Raw genomic sequence first — 22,402 nt, 5'->3', positions numbered from 1 at the left:
GTAGAGGCTCGCCCGGACGGCTCACCGGACCTCGATGAACGCCCCGGCCTCCCGCTCCGGCCGGGGTCGGGGCTCCTGTGCCGGGTGACCGACGGCGACGGCGCCCATCGGGTCCCAGTCGTCCGGCAGTCCCAGCACCTCACGCACGACGCTTCTGCAGAACATCGTCGAGGACACCCAGGCCGAGCCCAGCCGCTCCCCGGCGAGCGCGACCAGCAGGTTCTGCACGCCCGCGCCGGTGGCGACCACGAACATCTCCCGCTCGGCCACGTCGCGCCGCTCGTCCCCGTAGGTGTGCGAGCCGTCCATGACCAGGCAGGGGACGACGAGGTAGGGGGCGTCGCGCAGGACGTCGCCGCGCCGGATCCGCTTGGTGATGGATTCCTCGGTCTTGCCGTCCCGGCGCAGGTCCGCGATCCAGGCGTCGCGCATCGCGTCCAGCAGGCGGGCGCGGGAGTCCGGGGACTCCAGGAGTACGAAACGCCACGGCGTCGTGTGGTGCGGGGCCGGCGCCGTCACCGCGGCCGCCACCGCGCGGCGCACGGCGCCGGGGTCGACGGGCTCGTCGGTGAAGGCCCGTACGGTACGGCGCTGGGTGACCGCCTGCCGCACCGCCTCGGAGGTGCCCAGCCGGAACATGTCGCCGTGTGCGCCGCGGACCAGCGCGCGGGCGCCCTCGCCGTCCTCCTCGGAGACCGCGTGCGGGAGGCCGCGCACGACGGCGACCGGCAGATCCGCGGCCTTGCCCTTGACCAGGTCGCCCGCGGCGGCGAGTTCGTCGGCGGTGGCGACGACGGTGGCGCTGAGCGGGTTGCCGTGCGTGTCGGTGCCGCCGCGCAGGTCGTCCAGGACGCGGACGCCCGCGGCGCCGATGGCCATGTCCGTGAGGCCGGACCGCCAGGGTCGGCCGCAGGTGTCCGTGACGATCACGCCGACGTCGACGCCGAGTGCGTCGCGCAGGCCCTCGCGGATGGTGCGGGCGGAGGCGTCCGGGTCCTCGGGGAGCAGCAGGACCGTGCCGGAGGGGGTGTTGGAGGCGTCCACCCCGGCCGCGGCCATGACCAGGCCCTGGCGGTTCTCCACGATGCGCAGCGTGCCGCGCCGGGCCACCACCCGTACCGTCTCCGCGTCGATCGCGGCCTCCCGGTCGGCGGCCTGCACGATCCGGCCCTCGGCCTTGGAGACGATCTTGGAGGTGACCAGCAGCACGTCCCCGTCGGCGAGGGCGGGCTCGGCCGCCGCGATCAGCTTGGCCAGGTCGTCGCCGGGTGCCACCTCGGGCAGGCCGGGGACGGCCCACACCCGGTAGCCGGGAGCGCCGTCGCTCATGCCTCGCGCACCTCCTCCGCCAGCGTCAGGGCCTCCCGGGCCATCTGCGCGGTCGCGTCGAGGTCGGTCATCATCAGCGGGACGGCGCGGCACAGGATGCCGGCCGCCTTCACGCGCGTGACGGACTCCGCGTCGACCGTGTCGACGAGCCAGCCGTCGAGCAGTCCCGAGCCGTAGTGCTCGGCGACCGCCGCGGCGGTGGACTCCACGCCGACCGCCGCGAGGACCTTGTCGGCCATCCCGCGCACGGGCGCGTCCCCGACGATCGGGGAGAGGCCCACCACCGGCACCCCGGCGTCGGCGATCGCCTCCCGGATGCCGGGCACGGCGAGGATCGTGCCGACCGAGACGACCGGGTTGGAGGGCGGGAAGAGGATGACGTCCGCCTCCGCGATGGCCTCCAGTACGCCCGGGGCCGGCTTCGACTGCTCGGCGCCGACGGGGACGACCGCCTCGGCGGCAACCGAGGCCCGCAGCCGTACCCAGTACTCCTGGAAGTGGACCGCCTTGCGTTCGCCGTCGAGTTCGACCGCGACGTGGGTCTCCACGCGGTCGTCGGTCATCGGGATCAGGCGTACGCCGGGCTTCCAGCGGTCGCACAGTGCCTCGGTCACCGCGCTCAGCGGGAACCCGGCGGTGATCATCTGGGTCCGCACGATGTGCGTGGCGAAGTCGCGGTCGCCCAGGCCGAACCACTCGGGTCCGGCGCCGTACGCCGCGAGCTCCTCCTTCAGATGGAAGGTCTCGTCGGTCCGTCCCCAGCCCTGCTCCTCGTTGATGCCGCCGCCGAGCGTGTACATCACCGTGTCGAGGTCCGGGCAGACCTTCAGCCCGAAGAGGTGGATGTCGTCCCCGGTGTTGCCGATGACCGTGATGTCCGCGTCCGGCGCGGCCTGCTTGAGACCACGCAGGAACCGGGCACCGCCGATGCCGCCTGCCAGAACCACAATGCGCATGGCACCAGTCTTGCAGGCGGGTACGACAGCGCGTCAGACAGTCGTCACCGCGCCCGTGTCCGTGTTCCGCACGGTGGCCGAGCACCGCGGGGAGTGCATGGGCATCTCGGTCAGGCCAGGGAAGTAGACGTGCAGGCTGACCGCCGGCTCCAGCGCGTCGTTGACCACCTCGTGCACGTGTCCCGGGGCGAAGACCTTCTGCGTCCCCGGCCGCAACGCGCGCGTGCCGCGTTCCGTGCGCTCGGTGAGGGAGCCCTCCAGGACGGTCCACACACCGGAGGAAGGCCCGTGGTCGTGGCGCCCGCTGCCCTGGCCGGGCAGCCAGGACAGGAGCCAGACCTCGTAGCCGGGGCCGGTGCGCAGCCGGTGGTACCAGCGTGTCGTCGCGTCGTACCGGACCAGGTCCTGCCACGCGGACCGGTCGGCGGCCAGGGAACGGACCAGGCCGGCGAACTCGGCGACGGTGGCCGGGTGCTCGCGCGGTGCCTGGAGGAGGTGGGGGACTTCGAGGATGTCGCCGGCGATCTGGAGGTCGCTGTCGCTGTTCATGGGTGGGTGGGTCCTCGGCGGGAGAGTCAGGAGGAGAACAGGGGAGAGGGGCGTCGCGGGACGGCTCGGTGCGCCCTGGTGGGGCGCGGAGAGACGGGCACGGGTCGCGTGGACCCGCGCGACGGCCGGAGCGCGGTGGGGCTCAACAGCCGGAACAGCAACAACAGCTGCGGCGAGCGTGGGCAGCACCGTGGGACCCGGCGGTGCGGGTCGAGGTGGTTGCCAAGTTCGCGAGCATGCCCACAAGGACAGCGGCTCACACCGGCACTGTCAACTCGATGCCCGTTACGTGGGACATGTTTCACCTCATCCGGTTCATCTGGCCGGTGAAAGGTTTGCTCAGGCGGCTTCCAGGACACATGGCGCACAAGCCGGGCGCACAACCCCCGTTGCGATCCCGTGATCCGAATGTGATCAGCTTCGCTTCGGCGCGTGTATCGGAACGGGATCGAACGCCCGGGCGTCCTCCCTGGTGCGGACTCCGCTCGGGGCGGGTGCCCCGGTGGGCCTCGTCGGTATGTCGAGGTTTATGGCGATTTGAACACTTTCCGCATGGCCTTGGTTCCGCAGAGTGAATAAGGGGCCCAATAGCAGATCCCGGCTTGACTCGCCCGGAGCAGCACACTTGTAATTTCACTCGTGTCGTTCAGCCGGAATCGATAACGGCTGGATCACGGGGACGCGAAAGACAGACGAGGGGCGCACATGACCGAGCTGGTGCAGCAACTGCTGGTCGACGACGCGGACGAGGAGCTCGGCTGGCAGGAGCGCGCACTGTGCGCCCAGACCGACCCCGAGTCCTTCTTCCCCGAGAAGGGCGGCTCCACCAGAGAGGCCAAGAAGGTCTGCCTCGCCTGCGAGGTCCGCTCCGAGTGCCTCGAGTACGCCCTCGCCAACGACGAGCGTTTCGGTATCTGGGGCGGTCTCAGCGAGCGCGAGCGCCGCCGGCTGAAGAAGGCCGCCGTCTGACGCGACGGCGGGAGGCTGCGGCAACGGCCCCTCGCAGATGGGTTGTCCACAGGCGGCGGGCCGTCGTTCTGCCCAGCCGATAGTGTGGGCGCTCGTCCGAGACGCCCCGCCACCCCCAACAGGCACGGGCGTCCACCGCAGTCCACCGAACCGGGGCCCGTACCTCGATGTCCGTGCACAGCCACACGGCAGCCCAGCAAGACCTCGCTGCCACACCTGAGTTCCCGCGTCACGTCGTGACCGCGGTCCTCGTCGCCCACGACGGAGCCCGCTGGCTGCCCGACGCGCTCGCCGGGCTGCTCGGCCAGGAGCGCCCCGTCCAGTACGCCGTCGCCGCCGACACCGGCAGCGCCGACGACTCCGCCCGGCTGGTCACCGAAGCCCTCGGCGACGACCGCGTGCTCCACCTCGCCCGGCGCACCGGCTTCGGCCAGGCCGTCGAGGAGGCCGCCCGCGTCGCGCCCGTCCTCACCCCGGAGGACCTGCCGTACCTGAGGCGGCCGAGCGGCTGGGACCCGGTCACCCGCACCTGGCGCGACGACGCCTACGACCTGCCGGAGCTTCCCCACGGAGAACCGGTCCAGTGGCTGTGGCTGCTGCACGACGACTGCGCCCCCGAGCCCGACGCCCTGGCCCAGCTGCTGCGCGTCGTGGACAACGAGTACGAACTCGGCCGCGACGACGTGGCCGTGGTCGGCCCCAAACTCCGCGGCTGGTACGACCGCAGGCAGCTGCTGGAGGTCGGCGTCTCCATCGCCAACTCCGGCCGCCGCTGGACCGGCCTGGACCGCCGCGAGCAGGACCAGGGCCAGCACGACCACGTACGGCCCGTCCTGTCGGTGTCCTCCGCGGGCATGCTGATCCGGCGTGACGTCTTCGAACGGCTCGGCGGGTTCGACCGCCGGCTGCCCCTGATGCGCGACGACGTCGACCTGTGCTGGCGCGCCAACGCGGCCGGACTCCGCGTCCTCGTCGCCCCCGAGGCGGTCGTGCGCCACGCTGAGGCGGCCTCCCGCGAGCGCCGCACCGTCGACTGCGCGGGCCGCACCACCGCCTCCCCGCACAAGGTGGACAAGGCGGGCGCCGTCCACACCCTCCTCGTCAACGCCCGCACCGCCGTCCTGCCCTGGGTACTGCTCCGTCTCGTCCTCGGCACCCTGCTGCGCACCCTCGCCTACCTCGTCGGCAAGGTCCCCGGCCAGGCCCTCGACGAGATCCGCGGTCTGCTCGGCGTCCTGCTGCGACCCGAGCGCATCCTCGCCGGACGGCGCGAACGCGGTCGCCCGCAGGTCGAGAAGGACGAGCTGCGCCCGCTCTTCCCGCCGCCCGGCGCGACCATCCGCGTCACCGTCGAACAGGTCGCCGGCAACCTCGTCGGTGCCTCCGACGCCGAGGCGGCCGCGGGCGCCGGACGGCACGGCGGCGCCATCGAGTCCGGACCCGGCGGCGACGACGCCGACTTCCTCGAGGTCGAGCAGTTCTCCCGGCTCAAGCGCATCGCCCGCAAGCCCGGCCCGGTGCTCTTCCTGATCCTGCTGCTCGTCTCCCTGGCCGCCTGCCGGGCCCTGCTCGGCGGCGGCGCACTGGCGGGCGGCGCCCTGCTGCCCGCCCCGGCCGGCGCCGGCGAGCTGTGGTCGCGGTACGCGGACGCCTGGCACACCGTGGGCACCGGCGGCACCGCCTCCGCACCGCCCTACCTCGCGATCGTCGCCACGCTCGCCTCCCTGCTGCTCGGCTCGACCGGGCTCGCGGTCACCCTGCTGCTGGTCTGCTCCGTGCCCCTGGCCGGCGCCACCGCGTACTTCGCCTCCCGCCCGCTGGTCCCCTCCCGGCTGCTGCGCGCGTGGGCGGCCGTCGCCTACGCCTTCCTGCCCGCCGCCACCGGCGCCCTGGCAGGAGGCCGCATCGGCACCGCCGTCCTCGCCGTGCTCCTGCCGCTCATCGCCCGCGCGGGCGCCGCCGCGGCCGGCCTGACGGGCTCCTCCGGCACCCGCGGCAGCTGGCGCGCCACCTGGGCGTACGCCCTGCTGCTGACGGTCACCACCGCCTTCACGCCCGTCGTGTGGCCCATCGCGCTGCTCCTCGGGGCCGGTGTCCTGGTGCTGCGCCGCGGTGACATCACGGCGTACGGCCTGCGCTTCCTCGCCCAGCTCGGCACCCCGCTGCTGCTCCTCGCCCCCTGGTCCCTGTCGCTGCTGCCGTTCGGCTTCTTCGACGAGGCGGGACTCGAGTACGGCGCCTCGGCCGCCTCCGCCCTCGACCTGCTCGGCGCCAGCCCTGGCGGCCCCGGAACGGTCGGCGGACTGGTCCTCATCGGCATCGTGCTGGCCGCGCTCGCCGCCCTGCTGCGCTCGGAGCGGCAGCCGGCCGTCCGCGCGGCCTGGGCCGTCGCCCTGGTCGCCCTGGTCTTCGCGGTCCTGTCCAACCGCTCCGCCTGGGCCGGCCCCGCCACCCTCGTCTACGGCATCGCCCTCCTGGCCGCCGCGACCCTCGGCGCCGACGGAGCCCGCTTCCGCGTGGCCGAGCAGAGCTTCGGCTGGCGCCAGCCGGTCGCCGCCCTGATCGCCCTCGCCTCGGCCGTCGGCCCGCTGATCGCCGCCGCCGGCTGGATGATCGGGGGCGCCGACGGACCTCTGGAGCGACGCGACCCCGTCCAGGTGCCGGCGTTCGTCGCCGAGGAGAGCCGCACCCGCGACCAGGCCCGCACCCTCGTCCTCGACAGCGACTCCGCGGCCCACGTGAGCTACATGCTGGTCCGCGGCTCCGGTGCCCGCCTCGGCGACGGCGAAGTGGCCGCCGGCGACGGCGGCAACAGCCACCTCGACAAGGTCGTCGCCAACCTGGTGGCCGGTTCCGGCGCCGACCAGGCCGACCAGCTCGGCGGCTTCGCCGTCCGCTACGTCCTCGTCCACAAGGGCGCGCCCCGGGAGGTCACCCGCGTCCTGGACGCCACGCCCGGCCTGAGCCGGCTCAGCCAGCAGGACGGCAGCGGACTGTGGCGGGTGGACCAGGAGGTGGCGCGCGCGACCATCGTCTCCGGCGCGGGCGACGAGGACGGCTCCGGCGACGGTGACCGTGCCGGTGAGCCGCAGCCCGTCGCGGCCGGTCCGGTCGAGATCCACACCGAGGTCCCGTCCGGCCCCGAGGGCCGCGTGCTGCGCCTCGCCGACACCGCCGCCGACGGCTGGACGGCCACCCTGGACGGCAAGCCGCTCACCCGCACCACGGTCGACGGCTGGGCGCAGGGCTTCGAACTGCCCGCCTCCGCCGGAAAGCTGGACGTCACCTACGACGGCCCCCTCACCCACACCCTCTGGCTGTGGGCCCAGGGCCTCCTCGCCGTCGTCCTGGTCGTCCTCGCGCTGCCCGGCAGGCGCCGCGACGTCGACGACGACCTGCCCGACGAGCCGCTCGTCCCGGCCCAGGCCGTCGAGGGCGAAGGGCGCCGGGCCCGGCGGCTGCGGGCCCAGGCCGAGGCGGAGGCGGCGGCCGAGCCGGCGGACGGTGACGGAGCCGTGCCGCCCGTCGATGCCCCGGTGCCCGTTCCGCGGCAGCAGAACCACGGCGACTGGGACCAGGCGGCGTACGCCCCCGCCGAGTACGACTCCTACGGCGCGTACGACGGCGAGCAGCACCCGGGTGCCCAGGAGCAGTACGACGCGGGCGTCTACGGACAGCAGCCGTACCAGGGGGACCCCTATCAGGCGGGCGCCTACCAGAGCGGTCAGGGCGGCGAGTACGGGACGGGGCAGTACGACCCGTACGCCTACGGCGACCCCGCCGACCCGTCACAGGCCGGCGCGTACGACCCCGCCCACGGTCAGGCCTACGGGCACAACGGCTACGACACGCCGTACGACCCCACCCGGCCGCACCACCCCACCCGGCCGCACCACCCCCACGGCACCGGCAATGAGCGCCCCGACGGGAGCCAGCAGTGAAGCGCACCACCCTGTCCCTGTTCGCGGGCACCGCGGCGCTCGCCGCCGTCACCGGGTTCGCGGCCGTCTCCGCACCGGGCGACCCCGGCGCGGACACCGCCGAGCCGGCCGCCGTACTGCCGGTGGAGCGCAGCAGCCTGCTGTGCCCGGCGCCCAGCAACTCCGACCTCGCCGAGACGTCGTACACCTCCTTCACGCCCGTCACCAAGGGCGCCGACGAGAAGGGCACGGCCGCGCTCGAGGCGGCGACGGCCGAGTCGGAGGACGCGAAGGACGGCGACAAGGGGGAGCAGAAGGAGGGCCAGGACGAGAAGTCCGGCGACAAGGCGGGCAAGCCCGTCGTGCAGCCCGAGAAGCCCGGCACGCCCGCCACCGGCAAGGCCTCCGGCGCCGACACACCCGCGCTGATCGGCACCGCCGAGGGAAGCCACGCCCCCGGCTGGACCGTTCAGCAGACCACCGAGGTCGCCGTCGGGACGGGCCGCGGACTGCTGGGCCTCGACTGCACGGCGCCGGACACGGAGTTCTGGTTCCCGGGCGCCAGCACGTCGACCGGCCGTACCGACTACGTGCACCTCACGAATCCCGACGACTCCGCGGCCGTCGTCGACATCGAGCTCTACGGCAAGGACGGCGCCCTGAAGTCCACGGTGGGGGAGGGCATCACCGTCCCGCCGAACTCCAGCGAGTCCCTCCTGCTGTCCACGCTCAGCGACGAGAAGCAGACCGACGTGACCGTGCACGTCGGTGTGCGCAGCGGCCGGCTCGGCGCCGCGGTGCAGGCCCTGGACGACAAGACCGGCGGCGACTGGCTGACCGCCGCCGCGGACCCGGCGGGCGAGCTGGTGGTGCCGGGCATCCCCGAGGACGCCGCAGCCGTCCGCCTGGTGCTGTTCACGCCCGGTGGCAGCGACGCGGACCTGAAGGTGCGGCTCGCCTCCCCGTCCGGGACGATCACGCCCGCCGGGCACGAGACCGTGCACGTCAAGGCGGGCATGACGACCGGTGTCGACCTCGGCGAGGTCACGCGCGGCGAGGCCGGTTCGCTGGTGCTGACGCCGACGAGCGGGTCCGTGCCGGTCGTGGCCGCGGTCCGGGTCGTGCGCGGCGAGGGCGGCGAGCAGGAGTCGGCGTTCATCCCGGCCTCCGACCCGGTCGGGGCACGCGCGACGGCCGCGGACAACCGGGCCGAGAGGACGACCCTGTCCATCACCGCGCCGGACCAGGCCGCGAAGGTCAAAGTCACGGCATCGGCGGGCTCCGAGGACGGCACGACGGCGAGCAAGACGTTCACGATCAAGGGCGGCACGACCCAGAAGGTCGAGGCGCCGGTCCCGGCCGGACTCGAGGGCGCCTACGCCCTGACGGTGGAGACGGTCTCGGGCGGCCCGGCGTACGCCTCACGCACCCTGACCGGCGAGGACGACGACGTGGCGTCCTTCACGGTGCAGACGCTCCCGGACGACCGGGGCATGGTCTCGGTACCGAAGGCGGAGGAGGACCTGAGCGTCCTGCAGCAGTGACGCGCCCGTCCCGTTCAGTCCTCTCCGTACCGCGGGTCGACCGTCTCCGGCGTCAGCCCCAGCAGCTCCGCCACCTGCTCCACGACGACCTCGTGCACCAGCGCCGCCCGCTCGTCCCGCCCCTTGGTGCGGATCTCGACCGGCCGCCGGTACACGACCACCCGCCCCCGCCGCCCGTCCCGCGAGGGCACCGTCCCGCCGAGCGGCACGGCCTCGTCGCTCCACGCCTCCCCGGCCCCGCCGCCGTCCAGCCGCGGCACGTCGAGGACGAGGAAGTCGATGTCGGCGAGCTGTGGCCACCGCCGTTCCAGGCGTTCCACGGAGTCCTGCACGAGGTCCGCGAACACCTCGCCGCGGCTCGCGGCGAGCGGTACCTGAGGGGGCGCGATCGGGCCGCGCATGCCCCGGCCGTGGCGATCACGGCTGCGGGGCCCTGGCCGGCCGGCGTCACGGGGCGTCACGGGGTTGTCCATCACTGGTGAAGGGTAGTCCTCGGCGGTTCCGCGCGCCGGACCGCACACGCGGCCCGGGGGCGCGCCGCGGCCTTCCGTACGCATGTCGCCGAATGACCGTTCCAGCCAAGCTCGGGCTCGATTCCGTATCTCTCCGCGACCGCCGATCTCAAGGGAAATGTCACTGTTCGCATCGTTTCGCGACCGCTCACCGACCCGTCCGACATCCCGGACCGGGTCGTCCGCGCAGGTCAACGAGGGGTGTCCGGGAGGCGGTGTGTCCCGTTTCACACCGCGACACGGTGGTGTGACCTGGTGGGGAGTCGTCGCGGCCCGCTCAAGAGTGCGGTACCGTCCAACATCGTGAGCCCTGTACGTCGCTGTTCGCGCACCGCCTGCGGCCGTCCCGCCGTCGCGACGCTGACGTACGTCTACGCCGACTCGACCGCGGTCCTCGGCCCGCTCGCCACCTACGCCGAACCCCACTGCTACGACCTGTGTGCCGAGCACTCCGAGCGCCTCACCGCCCCGCGTGGCTGGGAGGTCGTCCGCCTCCTCGACGGCTCGGCCCCGGCCCGCCCCAGCGGTGACGACCTGGAAGCGCTCGCCAACGCGGTCCGTGAGGCGGCCCGCCCCCAGGAGCGGGCGGCGGAGGCCGGTGGCGGTCCCCGCGCGGCCGACCCGATGGAGGTCGCGCGCCGCGGCCACCTGCGCGTGCTGCGCTCGCCGGACAACTGACGCCACTCCACTCCCTCCCGCGCCGAACCGTTGCTGCAGATCCGTTTACCGCACACCCATTGACGCAGCGTTGTCGCGGACACGACCATTCCGGGAGTCGCGAGAAACCGCTTTCGCATGGCGGAATCCGGGGAGGCGCCCGTGTACGTCCAGGAACTGGAACCCGTCGCCGGCTCGCTCGGCCTGTCCGCGCTGGTGGCGGCCCTGCCCCTGGTGATCGTCCTCGTCCTGCTGGGCGGCGTCCGCATGAAGGCGCACCTGGCGGGCCTCACCGGCCTCCTGGCGGCCGTACTCGTCGCCTGGCTCGCCTACGGCATGCCACTGGACCAGACGGCCTCCAGCGCCGCACAGGGCGCCGTGTTCGGCGTCTTCCCCATCCTGTGGATCGTCGTGAACGCCCTGTGGGTGTACCGCATGACCGTCCGCACCCGGCACTTCGACATCCTCCGCCGCTCCTTCGGGCGGCTGTCCGACGACCCGCGCATCCAGGCCCTGGTCGTCGCCTTCTGCTTCGGCGCGCTGCTGGAGGCGCTCGCCGGGTTCGGGGCGCCCGTCGCGATCTGCTCGGTCATGCTCGTCGCCCTCGGCTTCGACCCGGTGCGCGCCGCCGTCGTCTCGCTCGTCGCCAACACCGCCCCGGTCGCCTTCGGCGCGATGGGCACCCCCGTGGTGACGCTGGCCCAGGTCACCGGGCTGCCGCTGGACGACGTCGCCTCCGTGGTGGGCCGTCAGACGCCCCTGCTGGCCCTCGTCGTGCCGCTGCTGCTGGTCGCCCTGGTGGACGGGCGGCGCGGGCTGCGCGAAACGTGGGTGCCAGCGCTGGCCTGCGGCGTCGCCTTCGCCGTCGCCCAGTTCGTCGCCTCCAACTACGTCTCCGCCCAGCTCGCCGACATCGGCGCCGCCCTCCTCGGCGCCGGCGCCCTGGTCGCCGTGCCGCGGGCCCGCAGGCCCGCCGCCGAGCCCGTACGCACCGCCGTCCTCACCGGCGTACGCAGCGAGGAACTGGACGAGCGGGACCCGCACCGGGAGGTCGTACGGGCCTACGCGCCCTACGCCCTGATCGTCGCCGTCTTCTCCGTCGCGCAGATCCCGGCGGTCAAGGACTGGCTGGCGCGGGCGACCCAGACGTACGACTGGCCGTTCCTGGACGTCGTCGACCCGGAGGGCAACCCCGTCGGCGGCAACGCCTTCTCCCTGCCGATCGTGTCCACCGGCGGCACGCTCGTGCTGCTCGCCGGTCTCGCCACGGCCGCCGTCCTCGGCGTGCACGCGCGCGTGGCGGTCAGGGAATGGCTCGCGACGGTGCGCGAGCTGCGGTTCGCGATCCTCACCGTGACCTCCGTCCTCGCCCTCGCCTATGTCATGAACCTCTCCGGGCAGGCCGCCACCATCGGCCACTTCGTCGCGGCGGCCGGGGCCGGGCTCGCCTTCCTGTCGCCGGTGCTGGGCTGGTTCGGCGTCGCCGTCTCCGGCTCCGACACCTCCGCCAACGCGCTCTTCGGCGCCCTCCAGGTGACCGCCGCGCGGGAGTCGGGTCTGTCGCCGGAGCTGCTCGCCGCCGCGAACAGTTCGGGCGGCGTACTCGGCAAGATGATCTCCCCGCAGAACCTCACCATCGCCTGCGCGGCCGTCGGCCTCGCGGGCCGCGAGGGAGACCTGCTGCGCAAGGTGCTGCCCTGGAGCCTGGGCCTGCTGCTGGTGATGTGCCTGATCGTGGTCGGCCAGTCGACGCCGGTCCTGGGCTGGATGCTGCCCTGACCTTCCACGACCCCGCGACGCCCGGCCGGCGGTTGCGGGTAGTTTGTGGGCTCCGACAGGACTTTCAGGAAGGTTGGCCGTGGCTGCTGATCTGTCGCAGATCGTGAAGGCGTACGACGTACGCGGTGTGGTCCCGGACCAGTGGGACGAGTCGCTGGCCGAGCTGTTCGGCGCGGCCTTCGTCGAGCTGACCGGCGCGAGCGCCGTCGTGGTCGGCCACGACATGCGACCCTCCTCGCCCGGCCTGTCCGGCGCCTTCGCGCGCGGGGCGGCGGCTCGCGGCGCCGACGTCACCGAGATCGGCCTGTGCTCCACGGACCAGCTGTACTACGCCTCCGGTGCCCTGGGTCTGCCGGGCGCCATGTTCACGGCCTCGCACAACCCGGCCCAGTACAACGGCATCAAGCTGTGCCGCGCGGGAGCGGCCCCCGTCGGCCAGGACACGGGCCTCGCGCAGATCCGCGCGCTCGTGGAGCGCTGGAGCGAGACCGGCGCCCCCGAACCGGCCGCACGCCCCGGCACGGTCACCCGCCGCGACACCCTCGCCGACTACGCGGCCCACCTGCGCTCCCTCGTCGACCTCACCACCATCCGCCCCCTGAAGGTGGTCGTCGACGCGGGCAACGGCATGGGCGGCCACACCGTCCCCTCGGTCTTCACCGGCCTGCCCCTCGACCTCGTGCCGATGTACTTCGAACTCGACGGCACCTTCCCCAACCACGAGGCCAACCCCCTCGACCCGGCCAACCTCGTCGACCTCCAGCAGCGCGTCCGCGAGGAGGGCGCCGACCTCGGCCTCGCCTTCGACGGCGACGCCGACCGCTGCTTCGTCGTCGACCAGAACGGCGACCCGGTCTCCCCGTCCGCCGTGACCGCCCTGGTGGCCGCTCGCGAGCTCGCCCGCAACGGCGGCCAGGGCACCGTCATCCACAACCTGATCACCTCCTGGTCCGTCCCGGAGGTGGTGCGGGAGAACGGCGGCACGCCCGAACGCACCCGTGTGGGCCACTCCTTCATCAAGGCCGAGATGGCCAGGACCGGCGCCATCTTCGGCGGCGAGCACTCCGCGCACTACTACTTCCGCGACTTCTGGAACGCCGACACGGGCATGCTGGCCGCCCTCCACGTCCTCGCCGCCCTCGGCGGCCAGCCGGGCACCCTGTCCGCCCTGGTCGCCCAGTACGACCGCTACGCGGGCTCCGGCGAGATCAACTCCACCGTCGCCGACCAGGCCGACCGCCTCGCCGCGATCAGGGCCGCCTACGAGGGCCGCGACGACGTCACCCTGGACGACCTCGACGGCCTCACCGTGTCGTCGGCCGACTGGTGGTTCAACGTCCGCCCCTCCAACACCGAGCCCCTGCTCCGCCTGAACGCGGAGGCCCGCGACGAGGCGACGATGACGAAGATCCGCGACGAGGCCCTGACCATCATCCGCGCCTGACGCCGCCCCCCAGCTGCGGGCAGTCGTGCCGCTGGGGCGGCACGGGTGGGCGCAGCGGCACCCCGCCGCGCCGGGCAGCGCGACCCACCCCCGGCCCGCACCAACGCCGGGCAACCGGCCTGCGTGGGGCCGCGCACCCACCCCCGACGCCCACACCCCCGCCGGGCACCCCCCACCTGCCCCGTACCCACGCACCCGCCCCCACACCGGCGGTACCCTGACCAGCACATCCACACAAACCCAACCGCCCCCGAAGGGAACCCCCATGCCGCTCGAAGCCGGCCTCCTGGAGATCCTCGCCTGCCCGGCCTGCCACGCCCCCCTCAAGGAGCAGGACGCCGAGCTGATCTGCACCGGCCAGGACTGCGGCCTGGCGTACCCGGTGCGCGACGGCATCCCCGTCCTCCTCGTCGACGAGGCCCGCCGCCCCGAGTAACCGACGGCCCGCCGCCACCCGCCGCGCACCCCGACGAACGCTCCCGGCGATCGGAGACAGCCGCCATGCTCGACGAAACGCTCCTCGACTCCCCGGAGCGCCTCACGGACGCCGACCGCCGCGGGCTCCTGCGCGGCGCCGCCGAGGCCGGTGCCCGCGTCCGCACCGCCGCCCGGCACGCCGCCGAGGCCGGCGTCGGCAACCTCAAGCCCGACGGCCGCCCCCGCGCCGTCCTCATCGCCGGCCCCGGCGCCGCCGCCACCCACGCCGCCGACCTCCTCGGCACCCTGGCAGGCGCAGGCAGCCCCGTCACCCGCCTCGCCCCCACCGGCGTCGCCCCCGCCGCCGGCGCCCTGCGCTGGGAACTGCCCGGCTGGGCTGGCTCCGTCGACCTCCTGCTGATCGCCACCCCCGACGGCACCGAGCCGGGCCTCGCCCTGCTCTCCGAACAGGCCTACCGCCGGGGCTGCACGGTCGTCGCCGTCGCCCCCGCCCGCTCCCCGCTCAGCGAGTCGGTGAACGCCTCGCACGGCCTGTTCATCCCCATGGCGACCGCGCCCTACGACCACGACGAACCCCTCGCCGGCGCCGCCCCCGGCGTGCTGTGGGCGCTGCTCACCCCGCTCCTCGCGCTCCTCGACCGCACCGGCCTGCTCGAAGCACCCCCCGAGGCCGTCGAGAAGGTCGCCGACCGCCTCGACCGCATCGCCGAGCGCTGCGGGCCCGCGATCGCGACCTACAGCAACCCCGCCAAGACCCTGGCGGCCGAGCTCGCCGACTCCCTCCCCGCCATCTGGACCGAGGGCACCTCCGCCGGACCGGCGGGCCGCCGCTTCGCCGCCGCCCTCGCCGAACTGTCCGGCACCCCGGCCGTCGTCGCCGAACTCCCCGAGGCCCTGGACGCGCACAACGCCCTGCTCGCCGGCCGGCTCGCCGCCGCAGCCGACCCCGACGACTTCTTCCGCGACCGCGTCGAGGACACACCGACCCTGCACGCGCGCGTGGTGCTCCTGCGCGACCGCCCCATCGGAGGCCTCACCGCCGCCCCCGGCGCCCGTGACCTCGCCCTCGGCCACAACACGCCGATCAGCGAGCTGGAACCCGAAGCGGGCGGCGAGCTGGAGACCCTCGCCGAACTGATCGCCATCACGGATTTCGCCGCCGTTTACCTGGCCCTCGCCTCGGGCGCCTGATCTCGTACGCACCACCGCGTACACCTCCGTACGCCAAGGACACGCACCGGCAGAGAGAGCCCATGGACCGCCTCGACAACACCGTCCGCCCCTACGCCTGGGGTTCCACCACCGCGATCCCGGCCCTGCTCGGGACCGAGCCGACCGGCGAACCGCAGGCGGAGATGTGGATGGGCGCCCACCCCGGCGCCCCCTCCCGCACCGGCCGGGGCACCCTCGCCGACGTCGTCGACGCCGACCCCGAGAAGGAACTGGGCGCCGCCTCCGTGGCCAGGTTCGGCCCCCGGCTGCCCTTCCTCCTCAAGCTCCTCGCCGCCGGCGCCCCGCTCTCCCTCCAGGTCCACCCCGACCTCGCGCAGGCCGGGGCCGGCTACGAGGACGAAGAGCGCCGCGGCGTCCCCCTCGACGCCCCGCACCGCAACTACAAGGACGCCAACCACAAGCCCGAACTGATCTGCGCCCTCACCGAGTTCGACGGCCTGTGCGGCTTCCGCCCGCCCACCGAGACCGCCGACCTCATCGACGGGCTCGGCATCGCCTCCCTCAAGCCCTACGCCGACCTGCTGCGCGCCCAGCCCGAGGACGCCGCCCTGCGCGAGGTCCTCACCGCGATCCTCACCGCCGACCCCGAGGACATGTCCCGCACGGTCACCGAGACCGCGGCCGCCTGCGACCGCCTCGGCGGCCCCTACGCGCCCTACGCCGACATCGCCCACCACTACCCGGGCGACCCCGGCGTGCTCGCCGCCCTGCTCCTCAACCACGTCCGGCTCCAGCCCGGCGAGGCCCTGTACCTCGGCGCCGGCATCCCGCACGCCTACCTCGACGGCCTCGGCGTCGAGATCATGGCCAACTCCGACAACGTCCTGCGGTGCGGCCTCACCCCCAAGCACGTCGACGTCCCCGAACTCCTGCGCGTCGTCCGCTTCGAGGCCGGCGACCCCGGCGTCCTGCGCCCGGAGGCGTCCCCCGACGGCGAGGAGGCCTACGACACCCCGACCGACGAGTTCCGCCTGTCCCGGTACGTCCTGCCCGAGGGCGCCGCCGCCCACGACCTCACCCTGCCCGCCCCGCAGATCCTGCTCTGCACGGCCGGCACCGTACGAACGGGCGAACACGAACTGACCCCCGGCCGCTCCGTCTTCGTCCCGGCCGGCGAGCAGGCCGACGTGTCCGGAAGCGGCACGCTCTTCCGGGCCACCGTGCGCCTCTGACGGCGACCGACGCCGGACTGAGAGGCACCCGACGGGGCATCCGGCGCTTTGGGACCCGCGCGGGCTGCAACAATGGCGCACCGCTAGCAGACCAGGCAGACGAAGGCGAAGGGACAACGCGACACATGAGCGCGTCAGGCGGAACCAAGGCGATCGTGGCGGCACTGCTCGCCAACCTCTCGATCGCGGTAGCGAAATTCGTGGCGTTCCTCTTCAGCGGATCGTCGTCGATGCTCGCCGAGTCCGTGCACTCCCTCGCCGACTCCGGCAACCAGGGACTCCTGCTCCTCGGCGGCAAGCGCGCCCAGCGCGCCGCCACCCCGCAACACCCCTTCGGCTACGGCCGGGAACGCTACATCTACGCATTCCTGGTCTCCATCGTCCTCTTCTCGGTCGGCGGCATGTTCGCCCTCTACGAGGGCTACGAGAAGATCAAGCACCCGCACGAGATCGAGCACTGGTACTGGCCGGTGGGCGTCCTGGTCTTCGCGATCATCGCCGAGGCCTTCTCCTTCCGGACCGCCATCAAGGAGTCCAACGCCCTGCGCGGGAAGAAGTCCTGGAAGGAGTTCGTCCGCCACGCCAAGGCCCCCGAGTTGCCGGTCGTCCTCCTGGAGGACCTCGGGGCCCTGGTCGGCCTGATCCTCGCCCTCGGCGGCGTCGGAATGGCCCTGCTCACCGGTGACGGCGTCTGGGACGGCATCGGCACCCTCTGCATCGGCGTGCTGCTCATCCTCATCGCGCTGGTCCTGGCCGTCGAGACCAAGTCCCTGCTCCTCGGCGAGGCCGCGGGCACCGAGGCCGTCGAGCAGATCGAGGCCGCGATCGTCGCGGGCGACACCGTCACCGGCGTCATCCACATGCGCACGCTCCACCTCGGCCCCGAGGAACTGCTCGTCGCCGCCAAGATCGCCGTCCGCCACGACGGCACGGCCACCGAGATCGCCTCCGCCATCGACGCCGCCGAGACCCGTATCCGCGAGGCCGTCCCGATCGCCCGCGTCATCTACCTGGAACCGGACATCTACAGCGAGACCGAGGCCGCCAAGGGCCCGGACCGCGAGGCCACCCCCGGCGGCCCCAGCACGCCCCCCGCCGCCCACTGACCTCGCTCCTTTCGCACCACCGGGCCCGTCGATCCACTCGGCGGGCCCATCGGCTTCTCCCCCCGGGGCCGCTCGTCACGCTTCGTGAACGTCCGGAAGTCTTCGGAGGCGGACTGGGGACGGCGGGCTCCACCGGTGTAGCTTGGGACGGAGCCAGACGTCGCTGCTGATGGCGGTCGGGCGGTCCAGACGGACCGACCGAGGGAGAGAGGGCCTCCGACGGACTGCGCTGCGCGTACGCGGGCATGCCTGTGTCCTCTTCTGGGCACCCCTGTGTCCGCCGCCGCGCAGGTCAGCCGTACCCACCTCGCCCCAACCCCGAGGAGCAGCTCGCAATGACGACTGTCGACAACCGACAGGACTTCAAGGTCGCCGACCTCTCCCTGGCCGCCTTCGGCCGCAAGGAGATCACCCTCGCCGAGCACGAGATGCCCGGCCTGATGGCGATCCGCAAGGAGTACGCCGAGGCGCGGCCTCTCGCCGGCGCCCGCGTCACCGGCTCCCTGCACATGACCGTGCAGACCGCCGTCCTCATCGAGACCCTGGTCGCCCTCGGCGCCGAGGTCCGCTGGGCGTCCTGCAACATCTTCTCCACCCAGGACCACGCCGCGGCCGCCATCGCCGTCGGCCCGAACGGCACGCCCGACAACCCGCAGGGCGTCCCGGTCTTCGCCTGGAAGGGCGAGACCCTTCAGGAGTACTGGTGGTGCACGGAGCAGGCCCTCACCTGGCCGAACACCCCCACCGGCGGCCCGAACATGATCCTGGACGACGGTGGTGACGCCACCCTCCTCGTCCACAAGGGCGTCGAGTACGAGAAGGACGGAAAGGTCCCCTCGCCCGACACCGCCGAGTCCGACGAGCACCGCGTCATCCTCGAACTCCTCACCCGCACGGTGAGCGAGAGCCCGCAGAAGTGGACCCAGCTGGCGTCCGAGATCCGCGGTGTGACCGAGGAGACGACGACGGGCGTCCACCGCCTGTACGAGATGCACCGCGACGGCACCCTGCTGTTCCCGGCGATCAACGTGAACGACGCGGTGACGAAGTCGAAGTTCGACAACAAGTACGGCTGCCGCCACTCCCTGGTCGACGGCATCAACCGCGCCACCGACGTCCTGATCGGCGGCAAGACCGCCGTCGTCTGCGGCTACGGCGACGTCGGCAAGGGCTGCGCCGAGTCCCTGCGCGGCCAGGGCGCCCGCGTGATCATCACGGAGATCGACCCGATCTGCGCGCTGCAGGCGGCGATGGACGGCTACCAGGTCACGACGCTGGACGAGGTCGTCGACAAGGCCGACATCTTCGTCACCACGACGGGCAACAAGGACATCATCATGGCCTCGGACATGGCCAAGATGAAGCACCAGGCGATCATCGGCAACATCGGTCACTTCGACAACGAGATCGACATGGCCGGCCTGGCGAAGACCCCCGGCATCGTCAAGGACGAGGTCAAGCCGCAGGTCCACACCTGGACCTACCCCGACGGCAAGGTCCTGATCGTGCTGTCCGAGGGCCGCCTGCTGAACCTGGGCAACGCCACCGGCCACCCGTCGTTCGTGATGTCCAACTCGTTCGCGGACCAGACGCTGGCCCAGATCGAGCTGTTCACCAAGCCCGACGAGTACCCGACCGACGTGTACGTGCTGCCCAAGCACCTGGACGAGAAGGTCGCCCGTCTCCACCTCGACTCCCTCGGCGTCAAGCTGACCACGCTCCGTCCGGAGCAGGCCGAGTACATCGGCGTCAAGGTCGAGGGCCCGTACAAGGCGGACCACTACCGCTACTGAGCCCACCGAGCCCAGCCGGCTCCTTCGAGACAGGCCCCCGCACCCCCGTGTCGGGGGCCTGCCCCGTTGAAGCCTCAGCGGCCGGACCAGCAGCCCGTCACCACCCAGGACCCTCCATGCCCCGCGGCCGGTATTCGCTCCACGATCCGCATGACCACACCCCCCTCGCCGAAGAACACTTCCAGTGCGCCCCCGGCCCCTCCGGCTGGCGCTACGTCTCCCGGCTGACCACACCCGCCGGAGACCAGCACGGCTCCGTCGACCTCGCCCTCGACGAACTCGGCCGTCCCATCCGCCTCGAACTCCACCTCGCGAGCTGGCAGGTCCGCGGCGCGGCCGTCGACGGTGTCACCTGGGTCCGTACCGACCCCACCGGAGTCCACGCCACCGAAGGCAACGCGCGCGCCCACGCCTTCACCGGCACCTCCCCGGCCTTCCTCGTCGCCACCACCCGTCTCCTGCGCCTCACCCCCTCCGCCGCGGCCACCCGCGTACGCCTCGTCGCCCTCACGGATCCGGTCCTCGCCCCCCGCACCCTGGACCAGTCCTGGGCCTTGGTGAACAGAGAAGCACACGCCACTGACAACGGCCCCCTGACCGTGGACGAATACCAGGTCACAGCCCTGGACACGGGCGAGCAGCATCCCGTGCACATCGCAGGGGACGTCGTACTCGCGGCCCCCGGAATCGAGTTGGAGGACCTCGCTTCGCCGCCGTCCGTGTTCGCGTGAGGCCACGGCCGGCGCCGCGGCCGCGCCCCCGCCCGAAGGCGGCCGGCACGTCCTACGCCGGCGGCACGAATCCCGTACCGGGCCGGCCGTCCGAAGACGAGGTCGGCGGCACCGCGGGAGGTGCTGCCGACGGTGGAACCGGCGGCGTCGTCGGATGGACCGGCGTGGGAGGAGCCACGGCCTCCGGCGCCGACGGCACTGCGGCAGAGGGCGCACCTCCGCCGGCGGGCGCACTCCCGAACGCCCGCCGGGCCTCCCGGGCCTGCCGCTCGTGCATCATCGCCGCCAGGTACGCGGCGGGCGGTACCTCCCGGGGCGCCGGAGCCCCCGTCCGGGCAGCCACGTCCGCGGCGAGCCGCTCCGCCATCGCCCAGCCGACCCGGGGATCCAGTTGCCCCATCCGCGTGAGGTACTGGCGTACGGCAAGCCACAGGTCGTCGGGCACCGCTGACAGGTCCAGCTCGGAGAACCGCCCGGCCAGCCAGGGCGGAGGGGGCGGCATGAAGCCCGTCGCCGGAACCGGCACCCGCTCCCGCACGACCAAGGTCCCCGCGAACACGTCACCGAGCCGCCGGCCCCGCGCCGACACCAGCGAGGCGATACAGGCGACGACACCGAACGTCATCAGGATCTCGATCACCCCGATCAGGCCCCGCACCAGCGAGTGCCGGAACCGGATCGGCCCGCCGTCGTCCCGCACCACCCGCAGCCCGCAGGCCATCTTGCCGAGCGACCGCCCGTGGCTGAGCGTCTCCACCGCGATCGGCCCGCCCACCAGGACGAGGACGAAGGCCGCGATCGACAGCGCGGTCTGCGCCGCCACGTCCAGGGAGGCGGTGGAGGCCACCAGCACGATGGTCACCGCCACGTAGACGGCCACCGCCACCGCCAGATCGAGCAGGACGGCCAGCGCCCTGCTGGGCAGCCTGGCGGGGCGCAGCTCCAGCGCCACGGCCTCGCCCGTCACCAGCTCGCTCACGCCTGCCACCCTTCCCCTCACTGCCCCCGCCCCGCCAGTCTGCCAAGCTGAGGACGCACCGCGCCGCAGTACGACAAGCTGATCCACGACGAGCCGCCGACGATAGCCGAGGAGCAGGCACACCGATGGACCTCGACGTCTTCGTCTCCGCCCACCGCGCGGAGTGGGACCGCCTCGACGCCCTGCTCCGGCGCCGGAGCCGACTGACCGGCGCCGAGACCGACGAACTCGTCACCCTCTACCAGCGCACGGCCACCCACCTCTCCCTGATCCAGTCCAGCGCACCCGACCCGCAGCTGTCCGGACGGCTCAGCCAACTGGTGGCACGCGCGCGCAGTGCCGTGACAGGCACCCGCCGGGCCTCCTGGCGCGACGTCACCCGCTTCCTGACCCAGCAGTTTCCCGCCGCCGTCTACCGGGCCCGCCACTGGTGGGTCCCCACAGCCCTTCTGTCGACCGCCGTCGCGGCACTCCTGGGCTGGTGGATCGGCACGCACCCGGAAGTCCAGGCCACCATCGCGGCCCCCAGCGAACTGCGCGAGCTCACCCGTCCCGGCGGCCAGTACGAGACGTACTACTCGAGCCACCCCGCGGCGTCCTTCGCCGCGCAGGTATGGACGAACAACGCCTGGGCTGCCGCGCTCTGCTTGATCCTGGGTGTCTTCCTGGGCCTGCCGGTCATCTGGATCCTGTTCCAGAACATGCTCAACCTCGGCGTCGGCTTCGGCCTGATGTCGTCGGCCGGCCGCCTCGACACCTTCCTGGGTCTCGTACTGCCGCACGGTCTGCTCGAACTGACCGCGGTCTTCGTGGCCGCCGGCACCGGCCTCCGTCTCGGCTGGACACTCATCGACCCCGGCCCGCGCACCCGTCGCGCAGCCCTCGCGGAAGAAGGCCGGGCCGCCATCGGCATGGCGATCGGCCTCGCCCTGGTCCTGTTCGTCTCCGGAGCGATCGAAGGCTTCGTCACTCCCTCCGGCCTGCCCACCTGGGCCCGCATCGCCATCGGAGTCGTCGCCGAGCTGGCCTTCCTCGCCTACGTCTACGTCGTGGGCGGGCGTGCCGCGCGGGCCGGCGACACGGGCGACGTCGAGGCGTCCGAACGCAGCGCCACGGTGCCCACGGCCGCCTGATGTGCGTCAGCCCCCGTCGAGCTGCTACTGTCCTCTTCGTTCCCGCAAGAGCCGTTGACACGGACCGAGCGGGGAGGTAGATTCGAACAGTTGCCTGGAGAGGGGTTCACCCCCGGAGGGCGACGGTGAGAAACTATCGGCTTCCACCGGATCACAGA

At 73.1% G+C, this 22,402-nt stretch carries 18 protein-coding genes; 13 read left to right on the top strand and 5 right to left on the bottom strand.

Annotation, left to right across the window (positions count from 1 at the left end; translation table 11 throughout):
• Nucleotides 1-21: 21 nt before the first annotated feature.
• Genes M6G08_RS33640 through M6G08_RS33630 form a run of 3 tightly spaced genes read right to left on the bottom strand, consistent with a single transcriptional unit; the run spans nucleotide 22 to nucleotide 2,834 of the window.
• Nucleotides 22-1,329: a coenzyme F420-0:L-glutamate ligase gene (locus M6G08_RS33640; RefSeq protein ID WP_272590905.1), complete on the bottom strand. Its 1,308-nt coding sequence runs from the start codon at nucleotides 1,327-1,329 to the stop codon at nucleotides 22-24.
• A complete protein-coding gene (gene cofD, locus M6G08_RS33635) occupies nucleotides 1,326-2,285 on the bottom strand; it encodes a 2-phospho-L-lactate transferase (protein ID WP_272590904.1) in 960 nt (319 codons plus the stop codon). Before cofD ends, M6G08_RS33640 begins: the two co-directional genes overlap by 4 nt.
• Nucleotides 2,286-2,318: 33 nt before the next feature.
• On the bottom strand, nucleotides 2,319-2,834 hold the full coding sequence (locus M6G08_RS33630) for a cysteine dioxygenase (protein WP_272590903.1): 516 nt from the start codon (nucleotides 2,832-2,834) through the stop codon (nucleotides 2,319-2,321).
• 705 nt (nucleotides 2,835-3,539) lie between these two features.
• Here M6G08_RS33630 and M6G08_RS33625 point away from each other — a divergent pair.
• The 3 genes from M6G08_RS33625 (at nucleotide 3,540) to M6G08_RS33615 (ending at nucleotide 9,267) form a co-directional block, all read left to right on the top strand.
• Nucleotides 3,540-3,803 carry a WhiB family transcriptional regulator gene (locus tag M6G08_RS33625; protein ID WP_003975777.1) on the top strand — a complete coding sequence of 88 codons (264 nt, stop codon included), beginning with the start codon at nucleotides 3,540-3,542 and terminating at the stop codon, nucleotides 3,801-3,803.
• Nucleotides 3,804-3,970: 167 nt separating this feature from the next.
• Nucleotides 3,971-7,744, top strand: coding sequence for a glycosyltransferase family 2 protein (locus M6G08_RS33620; protein ID WP_272590902.1), 3,774 nt, complete (start codon nucleotides 3,971-3,973; stop codon nucleotides 7,742-7,744).
• On the top strand, nucleotides 7,741-9,267 hold the full coding sequence (locus M6G08_RS33615) for a DUF5719 family protein (RefSeq protein WP_272590901.1): 1,527 nt from the start codon (nucleotides 7,741-7,743) through the stop codon (nucleotides 9,265-9,267). Before M6G08_RS33620 ends, M6G08_RS33615 begins: the two co-directional genes overlap by 4 nt.
• Nucleotides 9,268-9,281: 14 nt before the next feature.
• Here the strand turns inward: M6G08_RS33615 and M6G08_RS33610 are convergent, their stop codons facing one another.
• Nucleotides 9,282-9,740, bottom strand: coding sequence for a metallopeptidase family protein (locus M6G08_RS33610; protein ID WP_073729116.1), 459 nt, complete (start codon nucleotides 9,738-9,740; stop codon nucleotides 9,282-9,284).
• A gap of 294 nt (nucleotides 9,741-10,034) precedes the next feature.
• On the opposite strand from M6G08_RS33610, the gene M6G08_RS33605 reads away from it, so the two are divergent.
• The 9 genes from M6G08_RS33605 to M6G08_RS33565 all read left to right on the top strand — a co-directional run bounded on the left by M6G08_RS33605 (nucleotide 10,035) and on the right by M6G08_RS33565 (nucleotide 20,132).
• Entirely contained in the window at nucleotides 10,035-10,457 is a 423-nt protein-coding gene (locus M6G08_RS33605; RefSeq protein ID WP_272590900.1) for a DUF3499 domain-containing protein, read from the top strand.
• Nucleotides 10,458-10,598: 141 nt separating this feature from the next.
• Nucleotides 10,599-12,215 (top strand): L-lactate permease, encoded by a 1,617-nt coding sequence (locus tag M6G08_RS33600; RefSeq protein WP_272591504.1) that lies wholly within the window; start codon nucleotides 10,599-10,601, stop codon nucleotides 12,213-12,215.
• A gap of 79 nt (nucleotides 12,216-12,294) precedes the next feature.
• The gene (locus tag M6G08_RS33595) at nucleotides 12,295-13,659 is read left to right on the top strand and encodes a phosphomannomutase/phosphoglucomutase (RefSeq protein WP_272590899.1); all 1,365 of its coding nucleotides are present in this window, start codon (nucleotides 12,295-12,297) and stop codon (nucleotides 13,657-13,659) included.
• Nucleotides 13,660-13,924: 265 nt separating this feature from the next.
• Nucleotides 13,925-14,095, top strand: coding sequence for a Trm112 family protein (locus tag M6G08_RS33590; protein ID WP_007450268.1), 171 nt, complete (start codon nucleotides 13,925-13,927; stop codon nucleotides 14,093-14,095).
• Nucleotides 14,096-14,160: 65 nt separating this feature from the next.
• Complete coding sequence (locus M6G08_RS33585) at nucleotides 14,161-15,288, top strand: SIS domain-containing protein (protein WP_272590898.1); 1,128 nt, start codon at nucleotides 14,161-14,163, stop codon at nucleotides 15,286-15,288.
• 62 nt (nucleotides 15,289-15,350) lie between these two features.
• Entirely contained in the window at nucleotides 15,351-16,502 is a 1,152-nt protein-coding gene (gene manA, locus M6G08_RS33580; RefSeq protein ID WP_272590897.1) for a mannose-6-phosphate isomerase, class I, read from the top strand.
• Nucleotides 16,503-16,627: 125 nt separating this feature from the next.
• Nucleotides 16,628-17,608, top strand: a complete 981-nt coding sequence (locus M6G08_RS33575; protein ID WP_272590896.1) for a cation diffusion facilitator family transporter — start codon at nucleotides 16,628-16,630, stop codon at nucleotides 17,606-17,608.
• 335 nt (nucleotides 17,609-17,943) lie between these two features.
• Complete coding sequence (gene ahcY, locus M6G08_RS33570; RefSeq protein ID WP_272590895.1) at nucleotides 17,944-19,401, top strand: adenosylhomocysteinase; 1,458 nt, start codon at nucleotides 17,944-17,946, stop codon at nucleotides 19,399-19,401.
• 116 nt (nucleotides 19,402-19,517) lie between these two features.
• Nucleotides 19,518-20,132: a hypothetical protein gene (locus tag M6G08_RS33565; RefSeq protein WP_272590894.1), complete on the top strand. Its 615-nt coding sequence runs from the start codon at nucleotides 19,518-19,520 to the stop codon at nucleotides 20,130-20,132.
• Nucleotides 20,133-20,184: 52 nt separating this feature from the next.
• Here M6G08_RS33565 and M6G08_RS33560 read toward each other — a convergent pair whose 3' ends face one another.
• A complete protein-coding gene (locus M6G08_RS33560) occupies nucleotides 20,185-21,111 on the bottom strand; it encodes an RDD family protein (protein WP_272590893.1) in 927 nt (308 codons plus the stop codon).
• A 125-nt stretch (nucleotides 21,112-21,236) separates the two neighbouring features.
• Between M6G08_RS33560 and M6G08_RS33555 the strand changes: the two genes are divergently transcribed.
• Nucleotides 21,237-22,244 carry a stage II sporulation protein M gene (locus M6G08_RS33555; protein WP_272590892.1) on the top strand — a complete coding sequence of 336 codons (1,008 nt, stop codon included), beginning with the start codon at nucleotides 21,237-21,239 and terminating at the stop codon, nucleotides 22,242-22,244.
• The last annotated feature ends 158 nt before the right edge of the window (nucleotides 22,245-22,402 follow it).

It is taken from the genome of Streptomyces sp. M92 (assembly GCF_028473745.1).
GTDB lineage: Bacteria > Actinomycetota > Actinomycetes > Streptomycetales > Streptomycetaceae > Streptomyces.
This window is presented reverse-complemented; position numbering and strand designations above follow the sequence as displayed.

Excerpts from the sequence above, each read along its gene's own strand:
- M6G08_RS33640 (WP_272590905.1), bottom strand. The coding sequence starts at position 1,329 with ATGAGCGACGGCGCTCCCGGCTACCGGGTGTGGGCCGTCCCCGGCCTG.
- cofD (WP_272590904.1), bottom strand. The coding sequence starts at position 2,285 with ATGCGCATTGTGGTTCTGGCAGGCGGCATCGGCGGTGCCCGGTTCCTG.
- M6G08_RS33630 (WP_272590903.1), bottom strand. The coding sequence starts at position 2,834 with ATGAACAGCGACAGCGACCTCCAGATCGCCGGCGACATCCTCGAAGTC.
- M6G08_RS33625 (WP_003975777.1), top strand. The coding sequence starts at position 3,540 with ATGACCGAGCTGGTGCAGCAACTGCTGGTCGACGACGCGGACGAGGAG.
- M6G08_RS33620 (WP_272590902.1), top strand. The coding sequence starts at position 3,971 with ATGTCCGTGCACAGCCACACGGCAGCCCAGCAAGACCTCGCTGCCACA.
- M6G08_RS33610 (WP_073729116.1), bottom strand. The coding sequence starts at position 9,740 with ATGGACAACCCCGTGACGCCCCGTGACGCCGGCCGGCCAGGGCCCCGC.
- M6G08_RS33590 (WP_007450268.1), top strand. The coding sequence starts at position 13,925 with ATGCCGCTCGAAGCCGGCCTCCTGGAGATCCTCGCCTGCCCGGCCTGC.
- M6G08_RS33585 (WP_272590898.1), top strand. The coding sequence starts at position 14,161 with ATGCTCGACGAAACGCTCCTCGACTCCCCGGAGCGCCTCACGGACGCC.
- manA (WP_272590897.1), top strand. The coding sequence starts at position 15,351 with ATGGACCGCCTCGACAACACCGTCCGCCCCTACGCCTGGGGTTCCACC.
- M6G08_RS33575 (WP_272590896.1), top strand. The coding sequence starts at position 16,628 with ATGAGCGCGTCAGGCGGAACCAAGGCGATCGTGGCGGCACTGCTCGCC.
- ahcY (WP_272590895.1), top strand. The coding sequence starts at position 17,944 with ATGACGACTGTCGACAACCGACAGGACTTCAAGGTCGCCGACCTCTCC.
- M6G08_RS33565 (WP_272590894.1), top strand. The coding sequence starts at position 19,518 with ATGCCCCGCGGCCGGTATTCGCTCCACGATCCGCATGACCACACCCCC.
- M6G08_RS33555 (WP_272590892.1), top strand. The coding sequence starts at position 21,237 with ATGGACCTCGACGTCTTCGTCTCCGCCCACCGCGCGGAGTGGGACCGC.